Genomic DNA, 19278 nt, shown 5'->3' with positions numbered 1-19278 from the left:
CAATGGACTATATCTATTTATTACTAGGATTTATAATCCTATTGTATAGTGGTGATCTTCTTGTAAAAGGAGGGGTTGCCCTGGCTTCGCATTTTAAGGTTTCAACCTTGGTGGTTGGGGTTACCGTGGTGTCTTTTGGTACTTCGGCGCCCGAATTATTTGTTAGTTTAGGAGCTGCTCTCGAAGGTAGTCCGGATATATCAATAGGAAATGTTGTTGGATCGAACATATCGAATATTGCATTGGTGCTTGGCTTTACAGCCATTTTGTTGCCTTTGCCGGTTCGCAGTAATTCTATAAAGTACGATTGGCCTGTAATGATGGGAGCATCAGTACTTTTCTACATTTTAGCCTTAAACGGGAAATTGCAAACCATCGAAGGAATTGTTTGTGTGATATTACTGATTTGCTTTATGGTTTGGACCATTTGGAATTCGAGAAGAGAAAACCGAAAGCTTTTAGAAGAAACAAAGCCTGGCAAATATTCCATTCCTGTATCTGTATTGCTTATTGCAATTTCGTCATTGGGATTGTACTTTGGTGCAAACCTATTGGTGGGAAGTGCCAAAACGATTGCGTTTCAATTTGGAGTAAGTGAACGTGTAATTGGATTAACCATTGTTGCTTTTGGAACATCGGTTCCCGAATTGGCAACATCTGCTGTTGCGGCTTATAAAAAAGAAATGGATATCTCGATAGGAAATATTATTGGTTCGAATATTTTTAATATTCTTGGTGTATTGGGTGTAACATCTATAATAAAGAACATAAGAGTAAGTGCCGAAATTATTTCTTTTGATGCATTGTTTATGCTGGCGGTATCGGTGCTGTTGTTTTTACTGATTTTGCCATTAAAAAAAGGGAAACTGCATCGCTGGAAAGGCATATTGCTGCTTTCTTCCTACTTTTTGTATGTATATTTGGTTTTTGTAAAATAATGGATGAGATATGATTATTGCAGAGCAAATCAAAAAGAGTTTTGGCGAAGTAAATGTTCTTAAAGGGGTTGACCTGACCATTAAAAAAGGAGAGATTGTATCGGTGGTAGGAGCCAGTGGGGCAGGAAAAACTACTCTGCTTCAAATTTTGGGAACCCTTGATCGGCCTGATAGTGGTGCTATTGTTTACGATGGGCAAAATGTGGCTTCTTTAAACGAAAAAGACTTGTCGGCATTTCGCAACTCTAACATTGGTTTTGTTTTTCAGTTTCATCATTTATTGCCAGAGTTTACTGCTCTCGAAAATGTTTGTATTCCTGCGTATATCGCAAAAAAATCAAAAGCAGAAGCAAGTGGAAGAGCGAAGGAATTGCTGGAAATGTTAAAGCTTGGCCATAGAATCGATCATAAACCATCGGAATTATCGGGAGGAGAAAAGCAGAGGGTTGCAGTGGCCAGAGCATTGATTAATGATCCTTTGGTGATTCTTGCCGATGAGCCATCAGGAAATCTGGATTCCAAAACTCGTCAGGAACTGCACGAACTGTTCTTTGAGCTGAGAGATAAATTTAATCAGACCTTTGTAATTGTTACCCACGATTTGGAGCTGGCTGAGATGTCGGATCGAAAAATTGTGATCTCGGACGGGCTGATTGAAAATTGAATGTATGAATTTTACTGATTTAAAGGATTTTCTGGAAGAGAAGTATGACTTGTACAATCGTGAAACTTTTATTGAAACAGATCCGATACAAATTCCAAAACAATTTACTGGTAAAGAAGATGTTGAAATTGCGGGATTTTTGACTGCCAGTATTGCCTGGGGGCAGCGGCCAACAATTGTTCGCAATGCCAAGCGATTAATGGAGTTCATGAATCAACAACCCCATGAGTTTTTAATGAATTCAAGCGAGAAGGATTTAGAGGTGTTCAAGGAGTTTAAGCACAGAACTTTTAATGGCGATGATTGTATTTTCTTTATCAAATCATTGAAAAATATTTATCAAAAACATGGCGGACTGGAAGCTGTTTTTACCAATGCTTATCGGCAAGCCGGGGATGTGAAATCGGCTTTGGCTTATTTTAGGGAAGTATTTTTTGAGCAGGAACACCTTTTAAGAACTGAGAAGCATATTTCTAATGTTTTAAAAAAATCATCGGCAAAACGTTTAAACATGTACCTTCGCTGGATGGTTAGGGATGATAAAAGAGGGATAGATTTTGGTTTGTGGAAAAACATTGAAGCAAAAAATTTGTTCTTGCCATTGGATGTTCACACAGGGAATGTGGGTAGAAAACTGGGTTTGCTAAAGAGAAAGCAGAGCGATTGGTCGGCTGTGGAAGAAATCACCATGAATCTGCGTAAATTCGATCCGCAAGATCCTGTAAAGTATGACTATGCACTATTTGGCCTTGGAATATTTGAAAAGTTTTAAGGCTTGCATCAATTCATTCACTTGCATTTTTATTTATTTACTCTTTTACTTATATCAATGCCAAACAATTATTTCAAATTCAAGCAGTTTACAATTCATCAAGAAGCTTCGGCAATGAAAGTGGGAACCGATGGAGTTCTTTTGGGTGCCTGGGCAGATGTAGAACAATCAAAACAACTACTTGATATTGGAACAGGAACAGGTTTAATCGCCATTATGTTGGCCCAACGTACCAATTCTGATAGCATTATTGATGCCATTGAAATAGATGATTCGGCATATCGTCAAGCTGAAGAAAATATAAATGCTTGTCCTTGGAAAGATAGAGTAAACGCCGTGCATAATTCATTTCAGGATTATAGTTTGATATCAAAAAAGAAATACGATGTAATTGTAAGCAATCCTCCCTATTTTATGAATGGTTTAAATGCCAAGGAAGAATCGAGAACCAAAGCCCGTAATGCCAACCACTTGCCCTTTGAAGATTTGCTGGTAGGGGTAAAGAAGCTACTTAATATGAAAGGCAGTTTTTCTGTTGTACTGCCCATTGAAGAAGGAGATTTATTTATTCGGCTGGCAAAACTAACAGGTTTTGGCTTGAAAAGAAAATGTAAAGTTTTGCCAAATCCCGGGAAACCGGCAAAAAGATACTTGCTGGAGCTTTGCTTGCAGGATTGTGAATGTTTGAATGAGGAACTTATAGTAGAGAATGGCCAACGTCATGTTTATTCTCCCCAATATATAGAATTGACAAAGGATTTTTATTTGAAGTTTTGATTGTTTTCTAATAAGCGAAGCAAGTTGAGACTCACTTTATCATTAAACCAGAATTGTCAGCCAGTATAAAATTCACCCACCATTCGTCCAATTCAAATTTATTCTGGTAAGTACCCGCTTTTAATTCGTCAAGGTTTTTTTGAATGACTTGCTTGCTGCTCATTGCAGAATAGTATTCTTCGTTGGCCATGTTTACACTGCTAATTCCAATACTAATTACTTTTTTATCAGTATCAATTGGGTATAAAATCTGAACAGGTATTCGGCATTGATAACTGAACAATACCTGATCGGTGGTTTTTAGTTTTACTTTAACTATTTCGTCGTTTGCAATGGTACTGGTTAAAACACTTTCATTAATCCGGCTGTCAATAATCTCATAGGCTTGAAACCGGTCTAACAATTCTTCCTGGTATTCAACTTTATTGAAACCCGAAAGATAGGATCTGAATTGTTTATCGGTGTAAGGGAAATCAGTTGGCAAAGGAAAATTTACAGCATAAACATTTTTCGATTTTCCATTAGGATCTATCCACAAGCTTAGTCCGAGGTTGTAAATTTTTCTCAGCGTAAGGGGCGAATTGGTCTCCAGAATGATATCAACAAATTGGTTGTTGTTGAAAACTTTAATCGAGATTTTATCTGCTGAATGATAGAATAAAGCTTGTTTCTGAGAAAAGGAATCGTGATTTGAATTCCAATAGGAAGTAAACTTGACTGAGCTGGCACAAGCTTGCAATATCACTGCGATAAATATTACTAAAATATGTTTCCTGGTCATATCCTGAGAATTAAACTTGAATGCCAGCAAAACTAAGATTTAGAATTGAGAATGCTAGCATTCGTAAGAAGAAAAACGGATCACTAAATGATACTTTCTTCTTCAATAAATTTAAGCCCTAAATTATCCAGCTCCTTTAAAATAGGCGAGTACAATTCGGGTGTGGTAGGAATGTGAACACCAGGCAAATCTATTTTTCCTGCGGCTAAAAGCTTGGTTGCAATGGCCAGAGGCGTACCCACAGTATATGACATAGCAGTGTGGTTGCGATCGGTTCCTTCATATGTCATAGATGATATGATTCTCTTTTTCATGCCAGTATTTTCGTATTCGAACTGATGTTGCATAACCAATAAATCCCGATCCTTATCGCCTAAAGCCCATTTTTTCTCAAGTATTTTTTGCAAGAAATAAGCTGGAGTAGCTTCCTTTATTTCCATTACATCATCAGAGAAAAGTTCCAGCCACGATAATTTCTCCATGATTTCTGATGCTGGATCAATCTCAATGAAATTAGCAAGCTTTTCTTTTGTGCAGTTGCCATTTTCAGGGAGAAAGCTTTTTATAAAATCGTTATTTGATAGCTTGTGCGAATCTTGCATGATGTAGGAATCGTCGGTACAACCCAGCCGAACCAATACATTCCATGCTTCGGCATAGCCGGGACGCCTCATGGTTCCGCGCATAATGGTAGGAATGTCTTCTATATCATATAACTTGCAATACTTCAACGAATCGCGATTAGGATAAACTTCGAAATCTCCGTATCCATTTACCGAAGTTTTTGTAAGCTGGTGAAAAAGATTGTTATAAGCAACGTATTTGTAATGACCATCTTCTTTGTATTGTGCAGTTCCTTGTCCGGCAATCACCACATTTCTTGGATTCCAGGAAAATTTATAATGCCAAGGGTTATCATCGCAAGAAGGAGCAACTAAACCGCCACAAAAAGATTTAAAGGACAACAACTTGCCACCCTCCTTCTTAATTCGATCGATTACCTGCATGGCCGACATGTGATCGATACCCGGATCAACGCCCAGCTCGTTAAGAAAATTAAGCCCCAATTCTTTTGCTTCTTCATGTAAATCCAACATTTCCTGGCTTACATACGAAGGGCTTAGCATGTGCTTTTTGTACTGAAGACATTCGCGAGCCACAATAATATGCATAGAGGCAGGAACCATGCTGATTACTATATCAGCAGCAGAAATCTCCGAGGCTCTTTGTTCCAAATCTTTTAAATTAAATCGGAAAGCTGATCCATTAGGATGATTTCCAACTTTCTGTCGGGCAAGTTCGAGCGACATATCACCAACGCTTACCTTCCAATTGTATTTTTCGGAGTGTTTTAACAAATACTGTATCAGATCTGTGGATGAAAGACCAGCTCCAATGATAAGAATGTTAGTCATGATTTTTAGTGTCAAATTTTAGATGCGATCAGCTTAAAATTACAACATTGTATATTGAATTGCCATGAGATTTTGGCTTTTTTTCTTTTGTTGAATCATAAAACCTCTCCGCTACTTTCTTGTGGAATGAGTATATTTGTTCGAAATAGAAATAGAGTTCCAATCATACAAAATAATTTCCCTTGGCAAAACAGAAGAAAGCAGTCGAAACTCCCTTGATGAAACAATATTATCAGATGAAAGAAAAGCATCCTGATGCAATATTGTTGTTTAGGGTTGGAGATTTTTATGAGACATTTGAGAATGATGCCATTCGTGCATCTGAGATTTTAGGGATTACTTTAACCAAAAGAGCGAATGGTTCGGCTTCTTATGTTGAGTTAGCGGGATTTCCACATCATGCCATAGATACTTATTTGCCAAAACTGGTTCGTGCAGGGATGCGCGTTGCCATTTGTGAGCAATTGGAAGATCCGAAAAAAACAAAAAAATTAGTAAAGAGGGGTATTATTGAGTTGGTTACCCCAGGTGTTTCGTACAACGACAATGTGCTTGAGCATAGAGAAAATAACTTTTTGGCATGTATTCATTTAGAGAAAAAATCTGCAGGGATTGCATTTCTTGATGCGTCGACAGGTGAGTTTCTAACAGCCGAAGGTAATTTTGAATACATTGATAAGCTATTGGGAAACTTTCAGCCTAAGGAAGTTTTGTATCAAAAAGGAAAAGAAAAGATATTTCATGAAATGTTTGGCGGCAAGTTCTATACTTTCACAATGGACGATTGGGTGTTTACCGAAAGTGCAGCCAAGGATAGGTTGTTGCGCCATTTCGAAACCACTTCGTTAAAAGGGTTTGGCGTGCAAAGCTTAAGGAATGGGGTTATTGCTTCGGGTGCAGTTTTGCACTATTTGGATATCACCAAGCACAGTGAGGCCGGACATGTTACTCAGCTTTCTAGAATAGAGGAAGATCGTTATGTATGGTTGGATAAGTTTACTGTTCGAAACCTGGAATTGTTTGGTGTTTTAAATGATGGTGCTCATACGCTTTCGCAGATTATGGACAAAACACTAAGCCCGATGGGTTCTCGTTTATTAAAGCGTTGGATTGCGTTACCCTTAAAAGATACAGCTCGTATTAATAGCAGATTGGATGTAGTGAAGTACTTCTATAATAAAGAATCCGAAGCCCTAACTTTAGAAGATGAAATCAGGCAAATTGGCGATTTGGAAAGAATTATCTCGAAAGTAGCTGTAGGAAGAGTCAGCCCAAGAGAAGTAGTTCAATTAAAAAATGCTTTGCTTGCCATTGAGCCAATAAAGAACTTTTGTTTGAACTCTGGAAACGAAGGCCTTGTTAAAATTGGTGATCAGCTCAATCCTTGCCTCAATGTCCGCGAAAAAATAGAAAAAGAAATAAAAGCTGATCCACCCAATATGGTGAGCAAAGGAGGTGTGATTGCCAATGGAGTTTCCGAAGAGCTGGACGAGTTGAGAAAAATTGCCTTTTCAGGGAAAGATTACCTGGTGCAAATGCAGGTTCGCGAAAGTGAGAGAACTGGAATCCCTTCGCTTAAAATAGGCTTTAACAATGTGTTCGGATACTATATCGAGGTGAGAAATACTCACAAAGATAAAGTGCCTGAAGAGTGGATTAGGAAGCAAACCTTGGTGAGTGCCGAGCGATACATTACGCAGGAGTTAAAAGAATATGAAGAAAAAATTCTTGGTGCCGAAGAAAAGATATTAGCACTGGAAACCAGGTTGTACAACGATTTGGTTTTAAGCATTGCAGATTACATTTCTTCTATTCAGTTAAACGCATCCATGATTGGCCGTTTGGATTGTTTGTTGTCATTCGCTCGTTTGGCTAGAGAAAACAATTACTCTTGTCCTGAGATTAATGAGTCGCAGGTGATTGATATCAAACAGGGAAGGCATCCGGTTATCGAACAGCAGTTACCAATTGACGAGCAGTATATTGCCAATGATGTTTTTTTGGATAATGAAAACCAACAGGTGATTATTATTACGGGTCCGAATATGGCTGGTAAATCGGCTTTGCTTCGACAAACTGCTTTAATTGTGTTAATGGCACAAATTGGAAGTTTTGTTCCAGCGGAATCTGCCAAGATTGGCTATGTGGATAAAATCTTTACCCGTGTAGGAGCGTCGGATAACATCTCGCTTGGAGAGTCGACTTTTATGGTTGAAATGAATGAAGCAGCGAGTATTTTGAACAACCTTTCGTCGCGAAGTTTAATTCTGCTAGATGAGTTAGGTCGTGGAACCAGCACATACGATGGCATTTCCATTGCCTGGTCGATAGTAGAATATATTCATGAAAATGTAAAAGCCAAAGCGAAAACATTGTTTGCTACTCACTATCATGAGTTAAATGAGATGGAAAAATCATTCAACCGGGTGAAGAATTACAATGTTTCGGTAAAAGAAGTGAATAACAAGATCATTTTCCTAAGAAAATTGGTGTCGGGAGGGTCAAATCACAGTTTTGGGATTCATGTAGCAAGAATGGCTGGAATGCCAAAATCGGTGGTTAAGCGTGCCGATGAAATTTTAATTCAATTGGAAGGGGACAAGAATAGTGAAACATTAGCCAAGCCGGTTGATGAGATTGCTCAACAGAGAGAAGGTTATCAAATGAGCTTTTTTCAGCTTGATGATCCGATCCTGCAACAAATTAGAGAAGAGATTACAGGTTTGGACATTAATAACCTCACTCCAATTGAGGCACTCAATAAATTAAATGAGATAAAAAAGATATCTGGTATTTAGAAATGGGGAAAAGATAAAAAAATGTGAGTTGCGCATTTTTAAAGGCTTAAGCAGTGTAGTGTCTGACTTTCAATCAATCAGAAAATGTTAATAAGAAAAAGTATTTCGATAGATTAAAAAAAAGTGACAGAAATGTTTTTTTTCTTTTGCGGAATAAAAAAATACGCATATATTTGCATCGCAATTGAGGGAACAAGGGTTCACTCTTAAAGCATTGCAGAATGCGAGAATAGCTCAGTTGGTAGAGCATAACCTTGCCAAGGTTAGGGTCGCGAGTTCGAGTCTCGTTTCTCGCTCAAAATCCAATAAGGATGCCCAGGTGGTGGAATTGGTAGACACGCTGGACTTAAAATCCAGTGGCCTTTTGGCCGTGCGGGTTCAAGTCCCGCCCCGGGTACTTAGGATGAAAGCCGTTTCAGAAATGAAACGGCTTTTTTATTGCATTAAACTTTCCTGTTTCAGGATCTGGGATCATGATAAAAAAAATCTGGGTCTTTCAAGCAATCAGGGAACAGTTTATTTTTCTGGAGAAAATGGAGCTGTTTTTTTATTGAGGGCTTTTGCTCTTTACTGAAAATATAATCTACAAATGTATAAACATAGGAGATTCGTGATTTTAGATCGTGCACAATACCTCTGACAGCTTGTTCACGCCATTATAAATGATCTATATGTTGGTGAAGTAGCCAAAGTAACCAAAGCGTAAAAATTGCAATCAGGATAATCGCAATTCCTGAAATACTTATGGTATACAACATTTGTTTTAGGAATGGGAAAGTTCTCAATTTAAATGTGAAACGAAAAGTATAAGTGTCGGTTGTTCTGAGAGGAAAACTAAATTGAGTTTTGTTGAAGATATTTTGTGATTCCTTGTAGTTAGATCCTTTAATAAATAAACTATCAATTATGTTTTTTCGTTTAATTGTTGCCAGAGCCATAACCCCTGCGAAAAAATAAGTAGCGCAAGAACTAACATCATAAAGGCTACAAGCCGACTAAAAAAATCAGTATTCTACAAGATATAACATTGTTAACAAAAGTACAATAATGGTCTAATTAGAACTAATCTAAATTAATTAAAAGTAAAAAAAAGATTGTTTCTTTTCTATTCATATGTTCCGTTAATTCTAATTGTAATGATTCAAAAATCTAACCAAGTAATTAGAGAGAAGAGTGCATTTAATACTCTTAGCTATCAGTAATTATTTCCCAACGTGAAAAATGCAACATAAGTCTTTTGTGGTGCACAATGTAATAATTTCTAATTAGAAAGAAGATGTATTTGTAATTAGATTTCTCATTGATTTGAAGTTGAAACTTATTTGCTATTAGGGTTTTGGATTTCTAGTTTTGTGTGTATTAAACCAAATTTATAACACATTAAAAACTAAAAGAATTGAAAACAAAATTAAAATCAGGTGATATTCTTAGTAAAGATGGATTAGCTAAAGTAAAAGGTGGTGATGGAGATGACAGAGATTATGTTATTGTTATTGATGATGGCCAGAGTATTAGGACATGTATATATAGTTATGCGCAATTATTATATTATGGATATTGATCAAATTAGGCACTATTCTAAACTCCTTATTTTTTATATTAAGATCATTAAAATATTACATATTAATCATTTAAATTATTAAAATGAAAAGAACATTATTATTACTTTTAATTGCTTTTGTAGCACTAACAACTACTGCTCAAGAAAAAAAAATAACTGTCAGTTATTATAATTCGAATGAATTTGGATTGGCCATATTTAGTAATAAAGGCATTTACCCTGAGTTAAGAATTGCAGCAGATAATGAACAAATCAAAGATGCTACATATTCATTTTTTTTAAGAAAAGAGTATATCCTTGATGAGTCTATGGGGGTTGATTTATCGTGTGGATTAGGTTTTTCTTATTCAGATTTGGATGAAGAATATATGCGACTTCCGGTTTATATTACTAAAAAGAAAGTGTTTAGTGGCAACCTAAAACTAATGGTTGGACTTGAGTTCAAAACTGAATTTGCTGATGAATTTAAAGTATTACCCAAAATAGGGGTAGGTATTAATTTTTAAATGATTTAATAAAATGTGAAAAACTAAATTTTACTTCATTGCAGCTATTGCTGTTTTTGCATTTGCATCATGTGATAACAACACAGATGTTGAGACTGTTGAAAATGAACATCACATCAACAAGATTAATGCGTCTGAGTTTATAACATTTGAAAATAATATAGATGTAATGATACCTTCTGGAAAGACTAAAGCTAATGCTAAGGTTGAAACAATGTGGGATGCTTATCAGGAAATCGTTGAATACTCTGTAGATTCAACAAAACAAACTGAATACCAAGAAGCTATAGAACAATATTCGGATATATTAAAGCCTATAGGTAATAACGAATATGAACTTATCATTAGTGACCCTGTAGTGGCTCAGAAATTTAATTCTAATGGGGTTTTAGCAGTTGATAATAATGTGTATCTTGCTGAAGAAGATAAGATTACAAAGTATGAACAAGAAGGAGAAACCTTAAGGATGGTTGCAGAGTTTGATAGATTTGCTGAGATTCCTGATGGAGGTGGAAGTGGTGGCTACACCCCAGTCGATTTTGTTATTACAAAAACGGGAGAATGGTTAAGTAATCCAATTGCAGTAAATGTAAGTAGCCACAGAAAGGTGAAAGTGCGATGGACAACACTAAAGATAGGGTACACTTATATGCAGCAAATAGATATGTAAATATGGATGGTGATAAGTCATTCACTATTACTAATCCAGTAGTGAAATTTTATAGAGGTTCTAGTGCATCAGGTACGGCATTTGTTTTTGATGACTTTAATTAGATCGAATTGTAAATAATTGTGATATATTTTGGTGTAAATTTTATTATCCAGTGAGGCTAGCCTCACTGGATTTCATATCATGTAATATGAAGTAGTTTTAAACTGTCAAGTTTTGAAATAGGTTGGAGGTGCGATTATATCGACTTAAGAGAGAATTGTCCTTAGAAATATTGGAAGCAAAAATGCTTAATACATTAATCGAAGTTTCTGAGCAAGAATTAGATTACCCTGTTAGAAACATATTTTTATACAAGCAATTGAAAAAATCAAAGAAAACACTAGGCGGAAATAGTGTTTTGTATGTATTGTGGACTCTCTCCTATCATTATTTCTTTACAGTGTAAATTAAGATAAGTAGATAGTTTCAGAGACACAAAATCGACACCATCAAGAAATCGGTCTTAAAAAACATTGAAAATAAGCGATATAAAGGGTAGGGTTCAAGTCCCGCCCCGGGTACTTAGGATGAAAGCCGTTTCAGAAATGAAAACGGCTTTTTTATTGCATTAAACTTTCCTGTTTCATAGCAGCCTTGTATGTAAAAAAATAATATCTACTTTTGCCAGCATAATGGTTCCAAATGCACCTTCTTGTGCATGAAGGATTAAAAGGGAATGCAGTGAAAATCTGCAACAGTTCCCGCTGCTGTAAGTCTGGTTCCTATTTTTGGAATCGTGGTTTTTATACTACAGCCACTGACAGGAAAATGCCTGTTGGGAAGGCTTAAAAACCAAGATAAGTCAGAAGACCTGCCATTATGTAATTAAACATTTTGCTTCCGGGACAGAAGTTTGTGTTTGGGACTTATTGTATACTGTTCTGAATATCTCTTGTCGTAAGTAGGATTGCAAAGTGAAGTTATTAATGTTTTAATATCTTACGATGCAAAAGATTTACTTTGTAGCAATCATGCTACTTGTTAGTGCAGGAATTGTTAATGCACAAAATGCAGTACTAAAAGGGGTGGTAACCCAAAAAGACAACCAGCAAGCTATGCCAGGTGCTAATGTGTATTTCTCTGGAACTACAAAGGGAACAGCGACCAATAACAAAGGCGAGTATAAAATTAAAAATCTTAAACCGGGCGATTACGATTTGGTTGTATCCTTTTCAGGATTTAGTCGCCAAAAGCACAAAATTACCATTAAAGAAGGGCTTAATGTACTAAACTTTGCAATGGAGGAATCTAAAAGTCAGTTGGGAGAAATTGTAGTTACAGGAACAGGTACGGCTCACCATCTAAAAACGGCACCAGTGCAAACTGAACTTATAAGTAAGAAAACCATTGCTAGTATTGGAGCTTCAGACTTTAATGATTTGATGATGAATGTGAGTCCTTCATTCGATTTTAATCCTGGAACTATGGGTTCATTTATGACGATTAACGGATTGGGAAATGATTTTATTCTTGTGCTTGTGGATGGCAAACGTATGTATGGAGATGTTGGTGGAAATAATGACTTAAACAGAATTAATCCTGATGATGTGGAGCGCATTGAAGTGGTAAAAGGTGCGTCCTCTTTGCTTTATGGATCGGATGCTATTGCGGGAGTTGTTAACATCATTACCGAAAAATCAAAGCAAAAGGTAAATGTTTCCAACACCAGCCGTATTCGCGAATATCGAACCTATCAACAAAGCAATACGGTTGATCTTAACCTGGGTAAGTTCTCATGGAATGGAAATTTTAATCACAAAAGAAGTGATGGATGGCAATTGAGTCCTTTTGAAATTGACGATGACGAATTGGTTGAAACAGAGGCAAAAGCTCAGAATAAATACAAGGATAAAACATTCAGCCAATGTTTAACTTTTAGGGCTACAGATAAACTAGAGGTTTATGCAGGGAACTCATATTATGAGAAGGATATGTATCGGCCACAATCTGTAGGAAAATATGGCTATCATTTTACAGACAAAACTTTCGAAGTTGGTGCAAAATATCTATTGAATAAGAGAGACTATTTGTCTGTTGATTACAACTATGACAGATTCCGTTATTATTACAGATACAATCAGGAGTATAAGGACTATATGCCTGGTGATAAATCTATCAATAATGATCAGCGAATGAACAATGTGCGTTTTAAATTCGTGAAAGAGATTTCTAAAAACAATAAATTAACAATAGGGGAAGACTATTTGGAAGAGAAAATGGTTTCGAACCGATTGAAGGAAGGCCGAGCGGAATCGCATACTATATCTGTATATGCTCAAGATGAAATGACATTTTTTGATAAGCTAAACATTGTTGCTGGTGCAAGAGTAGTTAAGCACAAAGAATTCGGAAGTGCCTTCACTCCAAAAGTATCCTTACTGTATAAGTTAGATCAGTTTAATTTTAGAGGAACTTATGGATATGGTTTTAAAGCTCCGACTTTAAGAGAATTGTATTACGCTTACGAAAAACGAGGGAATTTATTTTTGGGAAATACTGATTTGGATCCGCAAAAATCACAATTTTCTTCATTGGGAGTAGAATTTCACAATAGTTTCCTTACTGCTAGTATTACGGGTTACATAAATAATGTAGATGACTTGATTGCCTATGAAACAATTGATCTGGAGCCAGATGATGCGGATAATGGAATTAAAAGAAGACGCCAACATTATAATGTTGATGAATCAAGATCTCAAGGGATTGATTTCTTAATGAACGCAAAATTAGGAGCTGGCTTTACTCTAGGTGGTGGCTACAGCTATGTTGATGCTAAAGATGAAACCACGGGAGAAAAACTAGATGGTGTTGCCGAAAATTACGGGAATGTTCGCTTGGCTTACGATCGTTCGTGGAAAGGATACTCATTTAGTGCGAATATTATCGGTCGTATTCAAGATGAAAAATCTTACGACAATGGTGAGGACAATGCAAAGGGATATGACCTTTGGAAGTTTACTACAAATCATAGATTCCTGAATATGGGTTCATTCATTATAGAAGCTCAACTTGGGGTTGATAATATCTTTGATCAAATAGATGATAGTCCTTATGGTTCGCACTATGGTACAATCAATCCAGGGCGTACATTCTTTGCAGGTATAACCATCAACTTTGCGAATTAATCGTGAAAAAGATAAATAAATATCTCATTCAAATCCACAATCTATCAGGTTCAGTATTGAGCCTGATGTTTGTGGTTTGGTTCATTTCAGGAATAGTTCTCATTTTTGATGGATTCCCGCATGCATCGCGAGAACAACGATTCTTTCACCTTTCCGAGTTTACGCCACAACAATTTGAAAACTTGCAAGCTCCTCCTAAATCATTTAAAGGAAATCTTGCTCTCGAAATATGTGATGGCAAAGCTGTTTATAGAGTAAGATCAGGCAGAAAGGCGCAGCAAACTTACGATGCAAAAAGTTTGCAGTTGATAGGCTCCTTTGATGAAGAATATGCAAAATCGCTAAGTGAATCGTTTAATGGTTATTCATTAAAAGAACTGAAAAAGATAAGTAAACTGGACGATTGGGTGCCTTGGAGTTATTACAGGCCATTACTGCCAATTTACAAGTGTTATATGGATGATCCCGGGCATTCAGTTCTTTATATTTCCTCAAAAACAGGTGAAATAGTTCAGGAAACCAACAGAAGAGCCAGATGGAGTGCTAGAGTTGGTGCCATTCCGCATTGGATTTACTTTAAGAGGCTTCGACTGGTAAAGGACACTTGGAAACTTGTTGTGATTATTTTATCCTCCTTTGGTGTTTTGTTATGTATTAGTGGGATTTATGCCGGCTTTGTAAGAATGAACAGCCGTAAAAAGAAAGGAATTACACCTTACAAGAAATTTTGGTACAAGTGGCATCATCTAACAGGTTTCTTTTTTGGATTGTTTGTGTTCACATTTATTTTAAGTGGTTTGTTTTCACTGGCATCGGTTCCCGATTGGGTGCTTGGTGTAGATCCTGAGAAAAAGATTGAAATAGAATGGAATCAGAACTTGGATTTATCGAATTGTGAAGACATTAGCCCAAGTGATATTTATTCCGCTATTGACAATAAAAAAGGGATCCGAAAGATAGAATGGAAAACGGTCTTTAATAAAGCTCAATTCAGAGTGTACTATAGCCATTATCAAAAAGCAGATATATATACTTTACAGGATGGTAAGATTGTTCCGCAAAAAGATTTTACTCTGGAAGATATTCAGGCAGAAGCCAAAAATATACTGGGGAATAATTCATTCTCGGTAAGCAAGCAGAATGGCTACGATAATTATTACTCAGGATCGACAATGTATTATTTGCCAGAGCAGGCTTTTAAAATTGAAGTTGATGATGCTGCGAGAACTCATTTGTATATTAATCCTGCAAATGGGGATCGTGTTAAAAAGCTTACTAAAAATACACGAGTACGCAGGTGGTTGTATCGCTTTTTGCATACCCTTGACCTTCCAATTTTAAAGAAAGTGGATTGGTTGCGAAAAACACTTTTAGTTCTCTTATCCTTACTGGGTTTATCGGTTAGTATTACTGGTTTTGTAATATCTTTAAAATGGTTTAAACGAAATTTTCGTAGAAGAAAATTGCATTAATTACATATATGATGAGATTATTTATAGTTAAGATTTTTATTCTATCGCTATTAACAATGAGCATTCAAGAAGTTTCGGCACACAAAAAAATAGAAACGAACAATGGGATTTTATTGGTTACTTTTGGAACCAGTTATCCTGAGGCGCGTGTTGCATTTGCCAATATTGAAAAGAAAGTGAAAGATGCATTTCCTGATGTAGAAGTGCGTTGGGCATACACCTCAAAGATTATTCGAAGAATCCTTAAAAAGCGTGGTAATAATATTGATTCTCCTTCCGAAGCTTTGGCAAAAATGGGGGAAGAAGGATTCACGCACATTGCGGTTCAATCTTTACATGTTATTCCGGGTGAGGAGTTTGAAAACCTGAAACTTACCGTAAATGCATTTAATAAGATGCCTAAGGGAATTCAAATTGCTAAATTGGGAAATCCTCTTCTTTTTCTTGATGAAGATAACCAGGCAATGGCATCATTTTTAGATGGAAAATTTGCTGATATTACCAATTCAAAAAGTGCATTGCTTTTCATGGGGCATGGAACACATCATGCAGCAAATATTTATTATCCGGGATTCCAGTATTACCTGCAACAAAAATCAGATAAATATTTTTTAGGGACTGTTGAAGGGTATCCAATGTTAGAACAAATAATTCCGCAATTAAAAGCACAAAAGATAAAAAAAGTAGTGCTTACACCATTTATGACTGTTGCTGGAGATCATGCCCGAAATGATATGGCGGGTGATGAAGACGACAGTTGGAAAACAATTTTGGAAAAGGAAGGGTTTGAAGTGGAGTGTATTTTAAAAGGTATGGCCGAGTACGATGATGTCGTAAATATTTGGATAAATCATTTGAAAAAGGTGTATGAGAACTTATAAGCAATGAGAATAGTGGCTTTTTTAATTTTACTCGGGATGCAAAGTTTTTCTTTTGCCCAGGATATTGAAGCTTACACTTTGATTGGCTCGCGCAAGTACGCTTACAACAAAAAAGGAGAAAGAATTGAGAAACAAAGCTTCGACGCAGAAAATAAACGAATCAGTTTTGTGCACTACATCTTCGATGAAAAAGGGAATAAAATTGAAAGTTTAAAATATCATGGCGATAGCACTTTGTTATCTCGCTATATATACATTTATAGTCCCGAAAATTTGCGTATTAAAAGCATAAAGTGCGATTACATAAAAAATACCGAAAGCCGCAAAGTTTATATCAATAACGATAAAGGGGAGAATGTAAGAATAGAGTATTTTAATGATAATGGCTTATCGAAATATACTGTAATTACTTACACGGAAAAAGGAGAGTACGAAAGTCGGCTAAACTATAATGAAAATGGGCTGTTAACTTCGGAAACCTACTACAGATATATTTACAAGAACAATAGAATTGTTGAGAAGGATAAATACAATGGAGCCAATGAGCTGACATTACATTCTATTTATGAATATGATGAAAAAGGACGGAAGCATAGCTATTCCAGCAAGTATGCATCAAGCCGAAGGAAAAGTAAGAAGCGAATCTATCAGTACAACTCTAAAGGACAATGTGTGCGTTCTCTAGTTTATGAATCCATTAAAACAAAATAGATGCAAAGGATTTTATTTTTTTTGAGTATTGGTTTGCTGATATCTCTATTTTCATGCAAAGGCCATTCGTCAAAGTTGGCAGATAAGAAAGGGAAAGATCGATTTACCGAAGTGCAACTAAAACATGCGAAAGAGTTTAAGTTCGAAAAATCGGGTGATAAAACCATCCTTCATATCCACCGCAAAGGAGAAGAGAATGAGTTCGATACTTTTCATCTGGTGGCGGAACAAAAGGATGTTAAAGATCCTGCTACTATAATAAAAGTTCCTTGCAAAAGAATTATTTGCTTGTCGAGTACCCAGCTTTGTTACTTCTTTGCTCTGGACGATATTGATGACATCATTGCCATAAACAGTAGTAGATATCTGCGTCATGAAGGAATGAAGGCATTGGTTGAATCGGGAAAAGTGAAGCGAATTGGCAAGGAAGGAAATTTCAATTTGGAGATGATAGCAGCTCTAGATCCTGATGTAATATTTGTATCCCCCTTTAAAGTAGGAGGGTTTGATGCACTCAGAAACCTAGGTATTCCTTTGGTTCCAATGGCTGCGTACAATGAAGAAACTCCATTGGGACGTTCGGAATGGGTGAAAATGTTGGCGCTATTTGTTGGAAAGGAAGAAAAGGCCGATTCTATCTTCGATGGAATTGAGTCACGATATCAGAATTTGAAAGAGCTTACCTCGAAAGTAAAAGAACGCCCAACCATTTTCTCAGGCAAAATGCGTTCGGGGAGCTGGTATGTGCCAGGAGGGAACAGTTTCTACGCACACTATTTTCGTGATGCCGGGGCAGATTATATCATTAAAGACAACAAGCAGGGAGCTTATCCTGTAGACTTTGAAACCATATACAGTAAGGCTTCCAATTGTGATTATTGGAGAATCATCCACCCTGAAAAATCTGGTTTAAGCCTAAAAGATTTGGGAGAACAGGATTCGAGGTACGAAGATTTTAAAGCATTTCAGCAAAAGAATGTGATTTTGTGCAACATTCGTGAGAAACCATATTACGAACAGGCAGGAGTGAAGCCTGATGTTTTACTTGCCGACTACATTTATTTCTTTCATCATGAATTGCTACCCAAACACCAACCCTACTTTTACCAAAGGCTGAAATGATTTATAAACTAGGCAGAATATCAATTGTAATTATGCTGGCAATACTCTTGCTGGCATTTCTTGTTTTATTGAACCTTGTATTGGGATCGGTACATATTCCTATTTTAGAAATAAAAGCCATCCTGTTTACAGGCGATGAAGCAAATCGCATTTTTGAGAATATCATCCTAAAAACCAGATTGCCACAAACCATGGTTGCTCTTGGAGCGGGAATGGCTCTAGGGGTTTCTGGTTTGTTAATGCAGACCTTGTTTCGAAATCCTCTGGCAGGTCCTTCGGTTCTTGGAATTTCTTCCGGATCGAGCCTGGGAGTAGCTTTTGTAATGCTTTTTACAGGGAATATTTTAGGCTTTACATTTACAAGTTTGGGTGCTTGGGGCGATTTTGCTGTTGTATTTTCATCCTTAATTGGTGCAGGATTGGTTTTGACATTGATACTTTTTATCTCTCATCGAATAGGTGGAACCTTAAGTGTGTTAATCATTGGAGTGATGATTGGATATTTAAGTAGTTCACTGGTTAGTTTATTGAAGTTTTATAGTCCGGAGGAAGATGTGCACAATTATGTGATTTGGGGCCTTGGAAGTTTTAGTCGCCTGGCATCCGATCGAGCCATGCTGTTTGGACTTATCACAGTGATACCTTCTTTATTGGCAAGTCTATTGAGTAAGCCATTAAATTTATTAGCACTAGGCGATCGGTATGCTGCCAACCTTGGATTGAATATTAAAAGGGCACGTTTTTTAATCATTGCCTTTGCGGGATTCTTAACTGCTATCGTAACCTCTTTTTGCGGGCCAATCATATTTATTGGTGTAGCAGTTCCACATTTGGCAAAGTTATTATCCAAAACTTCCAATCACTTTTACCTGATTTTGAATGCTGCATTACTGGGGGCAGCAACAGCTTTGTTGTGTAATCTTATTGCTAGAATGCCGGGAATGGAACAGGAGATGCCAATTAATTCGGTAACAGCATTTATTGGTGCTCCCGTGGTAATTTGGGTAATCTGGAAACGTAGAAAAGAAAATCGACTCGAATAA

Annotated in this window: 16 protein-coding genes, 2 tRNA genes and 1 riboswitch; of the genes, 16 read left to right on the top strand and 2 right to left on the bottom strand. The window is 36.6% G+C overall.

Annotated elements, in window-relative coordinates:
• Window positions 1–2: 2 nt before the first annotated feature.
• Genes ACO05S_RS06895 through ACO05S_RS06880 form a run of 4 tightly spaced genes read left to right on the top strand, consistent with a single transcriptional unit; the run spans window position 3 to window position 3151 of the window.
• A complete protein-coding gene (locus ACO05S_RS06895) occupies window positions 3–938 on the top strand; it encodes a calcium/sodium antiporter (protein ID WP_421920788.1) in 936 nt (311 codons plus the stop codon).
• 10 nt (window positions 939–948) lie between these two features.
• Entirely contained in the window at window positions 949–1602 is a 654-nt protein-coding gene (locus ACO05S_RS06890; protein WP_421920787.1) for an ABC transporter ATP-binding protein, read from the top strand.
• Window positions 1603–1606: 4 nt separating this feature from the next.
• Complete coding sequence (locus tag ACO05S_RS06885; protein WP_421920786.1) at window positions 1607–2374, top strand: TIGR02757 family protein; 768 nt, start codon at window positions 1607–1609, stop codon at window positions 2372–2374.
• Between the two features lie 57 nt (window positions 2375–2431).
• Entirely contained in the window at window positions 2432–3151 is a 720-nt protein-coding gene (locus ACO05S_RS06880; protein ID WP_421920785.1) for a tRNA1(Val) (adenine(37)-N6)-methyltransferase, read from the top strand.
• A 31-nt stretch (window positions 3152–3182) separates the two neighbouring features.
• On the opposite strand, the gene ACO05S_RS06875 is transcribed toward ACO05S_RS06880, so the two are convergent.
• Complete coding sequence (locus ACO05S_RS06875; RefSeq protein ID WP_421920784.1) at window positions 3183–3932, bottom strand: hypothetical protein; 750 nt, start codon at window positions 3930–3932, stop codon at window positions 3183–3185.
• An 83-nt stretch (window positions 3933–4015) separates the two neighbouring features.
• Complete coding sequence (locus ACO05S_RS06870) at window positions 4016–5347, bottom strand: saccharopine dehydrogenase family protein (protein WP_421920783.1); 1332 nt, start codon at window positions 5345–5347, stop codon at window positions 4016–4018.
• A gap of 182 nt (window positions 5348–5529) precedes the next feature.
• Here ACO05S_RS06870 and mutS point away from each other — a divergent pair, with 182 nt between their 5' ends.
• The 12 genes from mutS (at window position 5530) to ACO05S_RS06810 (ending at window position 19278) form a co-directional block, all read left to right on the top strand.
• Window positions 5530–8145, top strand: coding sequence for a DNA mismatch repair protein MutS (gene mutS / locus ACO05S_RS06865; RefSeq protein WP_421920782.1), 2616 nt, complete (start codon window positions 5530–5532; stop codon window positions 8143–8145).
• Between the two features lie 223 nt (window positions 8146–8368).
• Window positions 8369–8441: transfer RNA gene (locus ACO05S_RS06860), tRNA-Gly, on the top strand.
• A 17-nt stretch (window positions 8442–8458) separates the two neighbouring features.
• A tRNA-Leu gene (locus ACO05S_RS06855) sits at window positions 8459–8542 on the top strand.
• 999 nt (window positions 8543–9541) lie between these two features.
• On the top strand, window positions 9542–9706 hold the full coding sequence (locus ACO05S_RS06850) for a hypothetical protein (protein ID WP_421920781.1): 165 nt from the start codon (window positions 9542–9544) through the stop codon (window positions 9704–9706).
• A gap of 83 nt (window positions 9707–9789) precedes the next feature.
• Window positions 9790–10212, top strand: a complete 423-nt coding sequence (locus ACO05S_RS06845; RefSeq protein WP_421920780.1) for a hypothetical protein — start codon at window positions 9790–9792, stop codon at window positions 10210–10212.
• A gap of 169 nt (window positions 10213–10381) precedes the next feature.
• Window positions 10382–10882 (top strand): hypothetical protein, encoded by a 501-nt coding sequence (locus tag ACO05S_RS06840; RefSeq protein ID WP_421920779.1) that lies wholly within the window; start codon window positions 10382–10384, stop codon window positions 10880–10882.
• Between the two features lie 658 nt (window positions 10883–11540).
• A riboswitch (cobalamin riboswitch) is annotated at window positions 11541–11757 on the top strand.
• Window positions 11758–11868: 111 nt separating this feature from the next.
• Window positions 11869–14049, top strand: coding sequence for a TonB-dependent receptor (locus ACO05S_RS06835; protein WP_421920778.1), 2181 nt, complete (start codon window positions 11869–11871; stop codon window positions 14047–14049).
• A 2-nt stretch (window positions 14050–14051) separates the two neighbouring features.
• On the top strand, window positions 14052–15521 hold the full coding sequence (locus tag ACO05S_RS06830; protein ID WP_421920777.1) for a PepSY domain-containing protein: 1470 nt from the start codon (window positions 14052–14054) through the stop codon (window positions 15519–15521).
• 11 nt (window positions 15522–15532) lie between these two features.
• Complete coding sequence (locus ACO05S_RS06825; protein ID WP_421920776.1) at window positions 15533–16402, top strand: sirohydrochlorin cobaltochelatase; 870 nt, start codon at window positions 15533–15535, stop codon at window positions 16400–16402.
• Between the two features lie 36 nt (window positions 16403–16438).
• On the top strand, window positions 16439–17113 hold the full coding sequence (locus tag ACO05S_RS06820) for a hypothetical protein (protein WP_421920775.1): 675 nt from the start codon (window positions 16439–16441) through the stop codon (window positions 17111–17113).
• Entirely contained in the window at window positions 17114–18235 is a 1122-nt protein-coding gene (locus ACO05S_RS06815; RefSeq protein WP_421920774.1) for an ABC transporter substrate-binding protein, read from the top strand.
• A complete protein-coding gene (locus ACO05S_RS06810) occupies window positions 18232–19278 on the top strand; it encodes a FecCD family ABC transporter permease (RefSeq protein WP_421920773.1) in 1047 nt (348 codons plus the stop codon). The genes ACO05S_RS06815 and ACO05S_RS06810 overlap by 4 nt, the downstream gene beginning before the upstream one ends.

This window comes from Marinifilum sp. (genome assembly GCF_965230805.1).
Taxonomy (GTDB): Bacteria; Bacteroidota; Bacteroidia; order Bacteroidales; family Marinifilaceae; genus Marinifilum.
Note: the sequence above shows the minus strand (reverse complement) of the source record. Positions and strands in the feature narration are given on the sequence as shown.

Excerpts from the sequence above, each read along its gene's own strand:
- ACO05S_RS06895 (WP_421920788.1), top strand. The coding sequence starts at position 3 with ATGGACTATATCTATTTATTACTAGGATTTATAATCCTATTGTATAGT.
- ACO05S_RS06890 (WP_421920787.1), top strand. The coding sequence starts at position 949 with ATGATTATTGCAGAGCAAATCAAAAAGAGTTTTGGCGAAGTAAATGTT.
- ACO05S_RS06885 (WP_421920786.1), top strand. The coding sequence starts at position 1,607 with ATGAATTTTACTGATTTAAAGGATTTTCTGGAAGAGAAGTATGACTTG.
- ACO05S_RS06880 (WP_421920785.1), top strand. The coding sequence starts at position 2,432 with ATGCCAAACAATTATTTCAAATTCAAGCAGTTTACAATTCATCAAGAA.
- ACO05S_RS06875 (WP_421920784.1), bottom strand. The coding sequence starts at position 3,932 with ATGACCAGGAAACATATTTTAGTAATATTTATCGCAGTGATATTGCAA.
- ACO05S_RS06870 (WP_421920783.1), bottom strand. The coding sequence starts at position 5,347 with ATGACTAACATTCTTATCATTGGAGCTGGTCTTTCATCCACAGATCTG.
- ACO05S_RS06845 (WP_421920780.1), top strand. The coding sequence starts at position 9,790 with ATGAAAAGAACATTATTATTACTTTTAATTGCTTTTGTAGCACTAACA.
- ACO05S_RS06840 (WP_421920779.1), top strand. The coding sequence starts at position 10,382 with ATGATACCTTCTGGAAAGACTAAAGCTAATGCTAAGGTTGAAACAATG.
- ACO05S_RS06835 (WP_421920778.1), top strand. The coding sequence starts at position 11,869 with ATGCAAAAGATTTACTTTGTAGCAATCATGCTACTTGTTAGTGCAGGA.
- ACO05S_RS06825 (WP_421920776.1), top strand. The coding sequence starts at position 15,533 with ATGAGATTATTTATAGTTAAGATTTTTATTCTATCGCTATTAACAATG.
- ACO05S_RS06820 (WP_421920775.1), top strand. The coding sequence starts at position 16,439 with ATGCAAAGTTTTTCTTTTGCCCAGGATATTGAAGCTTACACTTTGATT.
- ACO05S_RS06815 (WP_421920774.1), top strand. The coding sequence starts at position 17,114 with ATGCAAAGGATTTTATTTTTTTTGAGTATTGGTTTGCTGATATCTCTA.
- ACO05S_RS06810 (WP_421920773.1), top strand. The coding sequence starts at position 18,232 with ATGATTTATAAACTAGGCAGAATATCAATTGTAATTATGCTGGCAATA.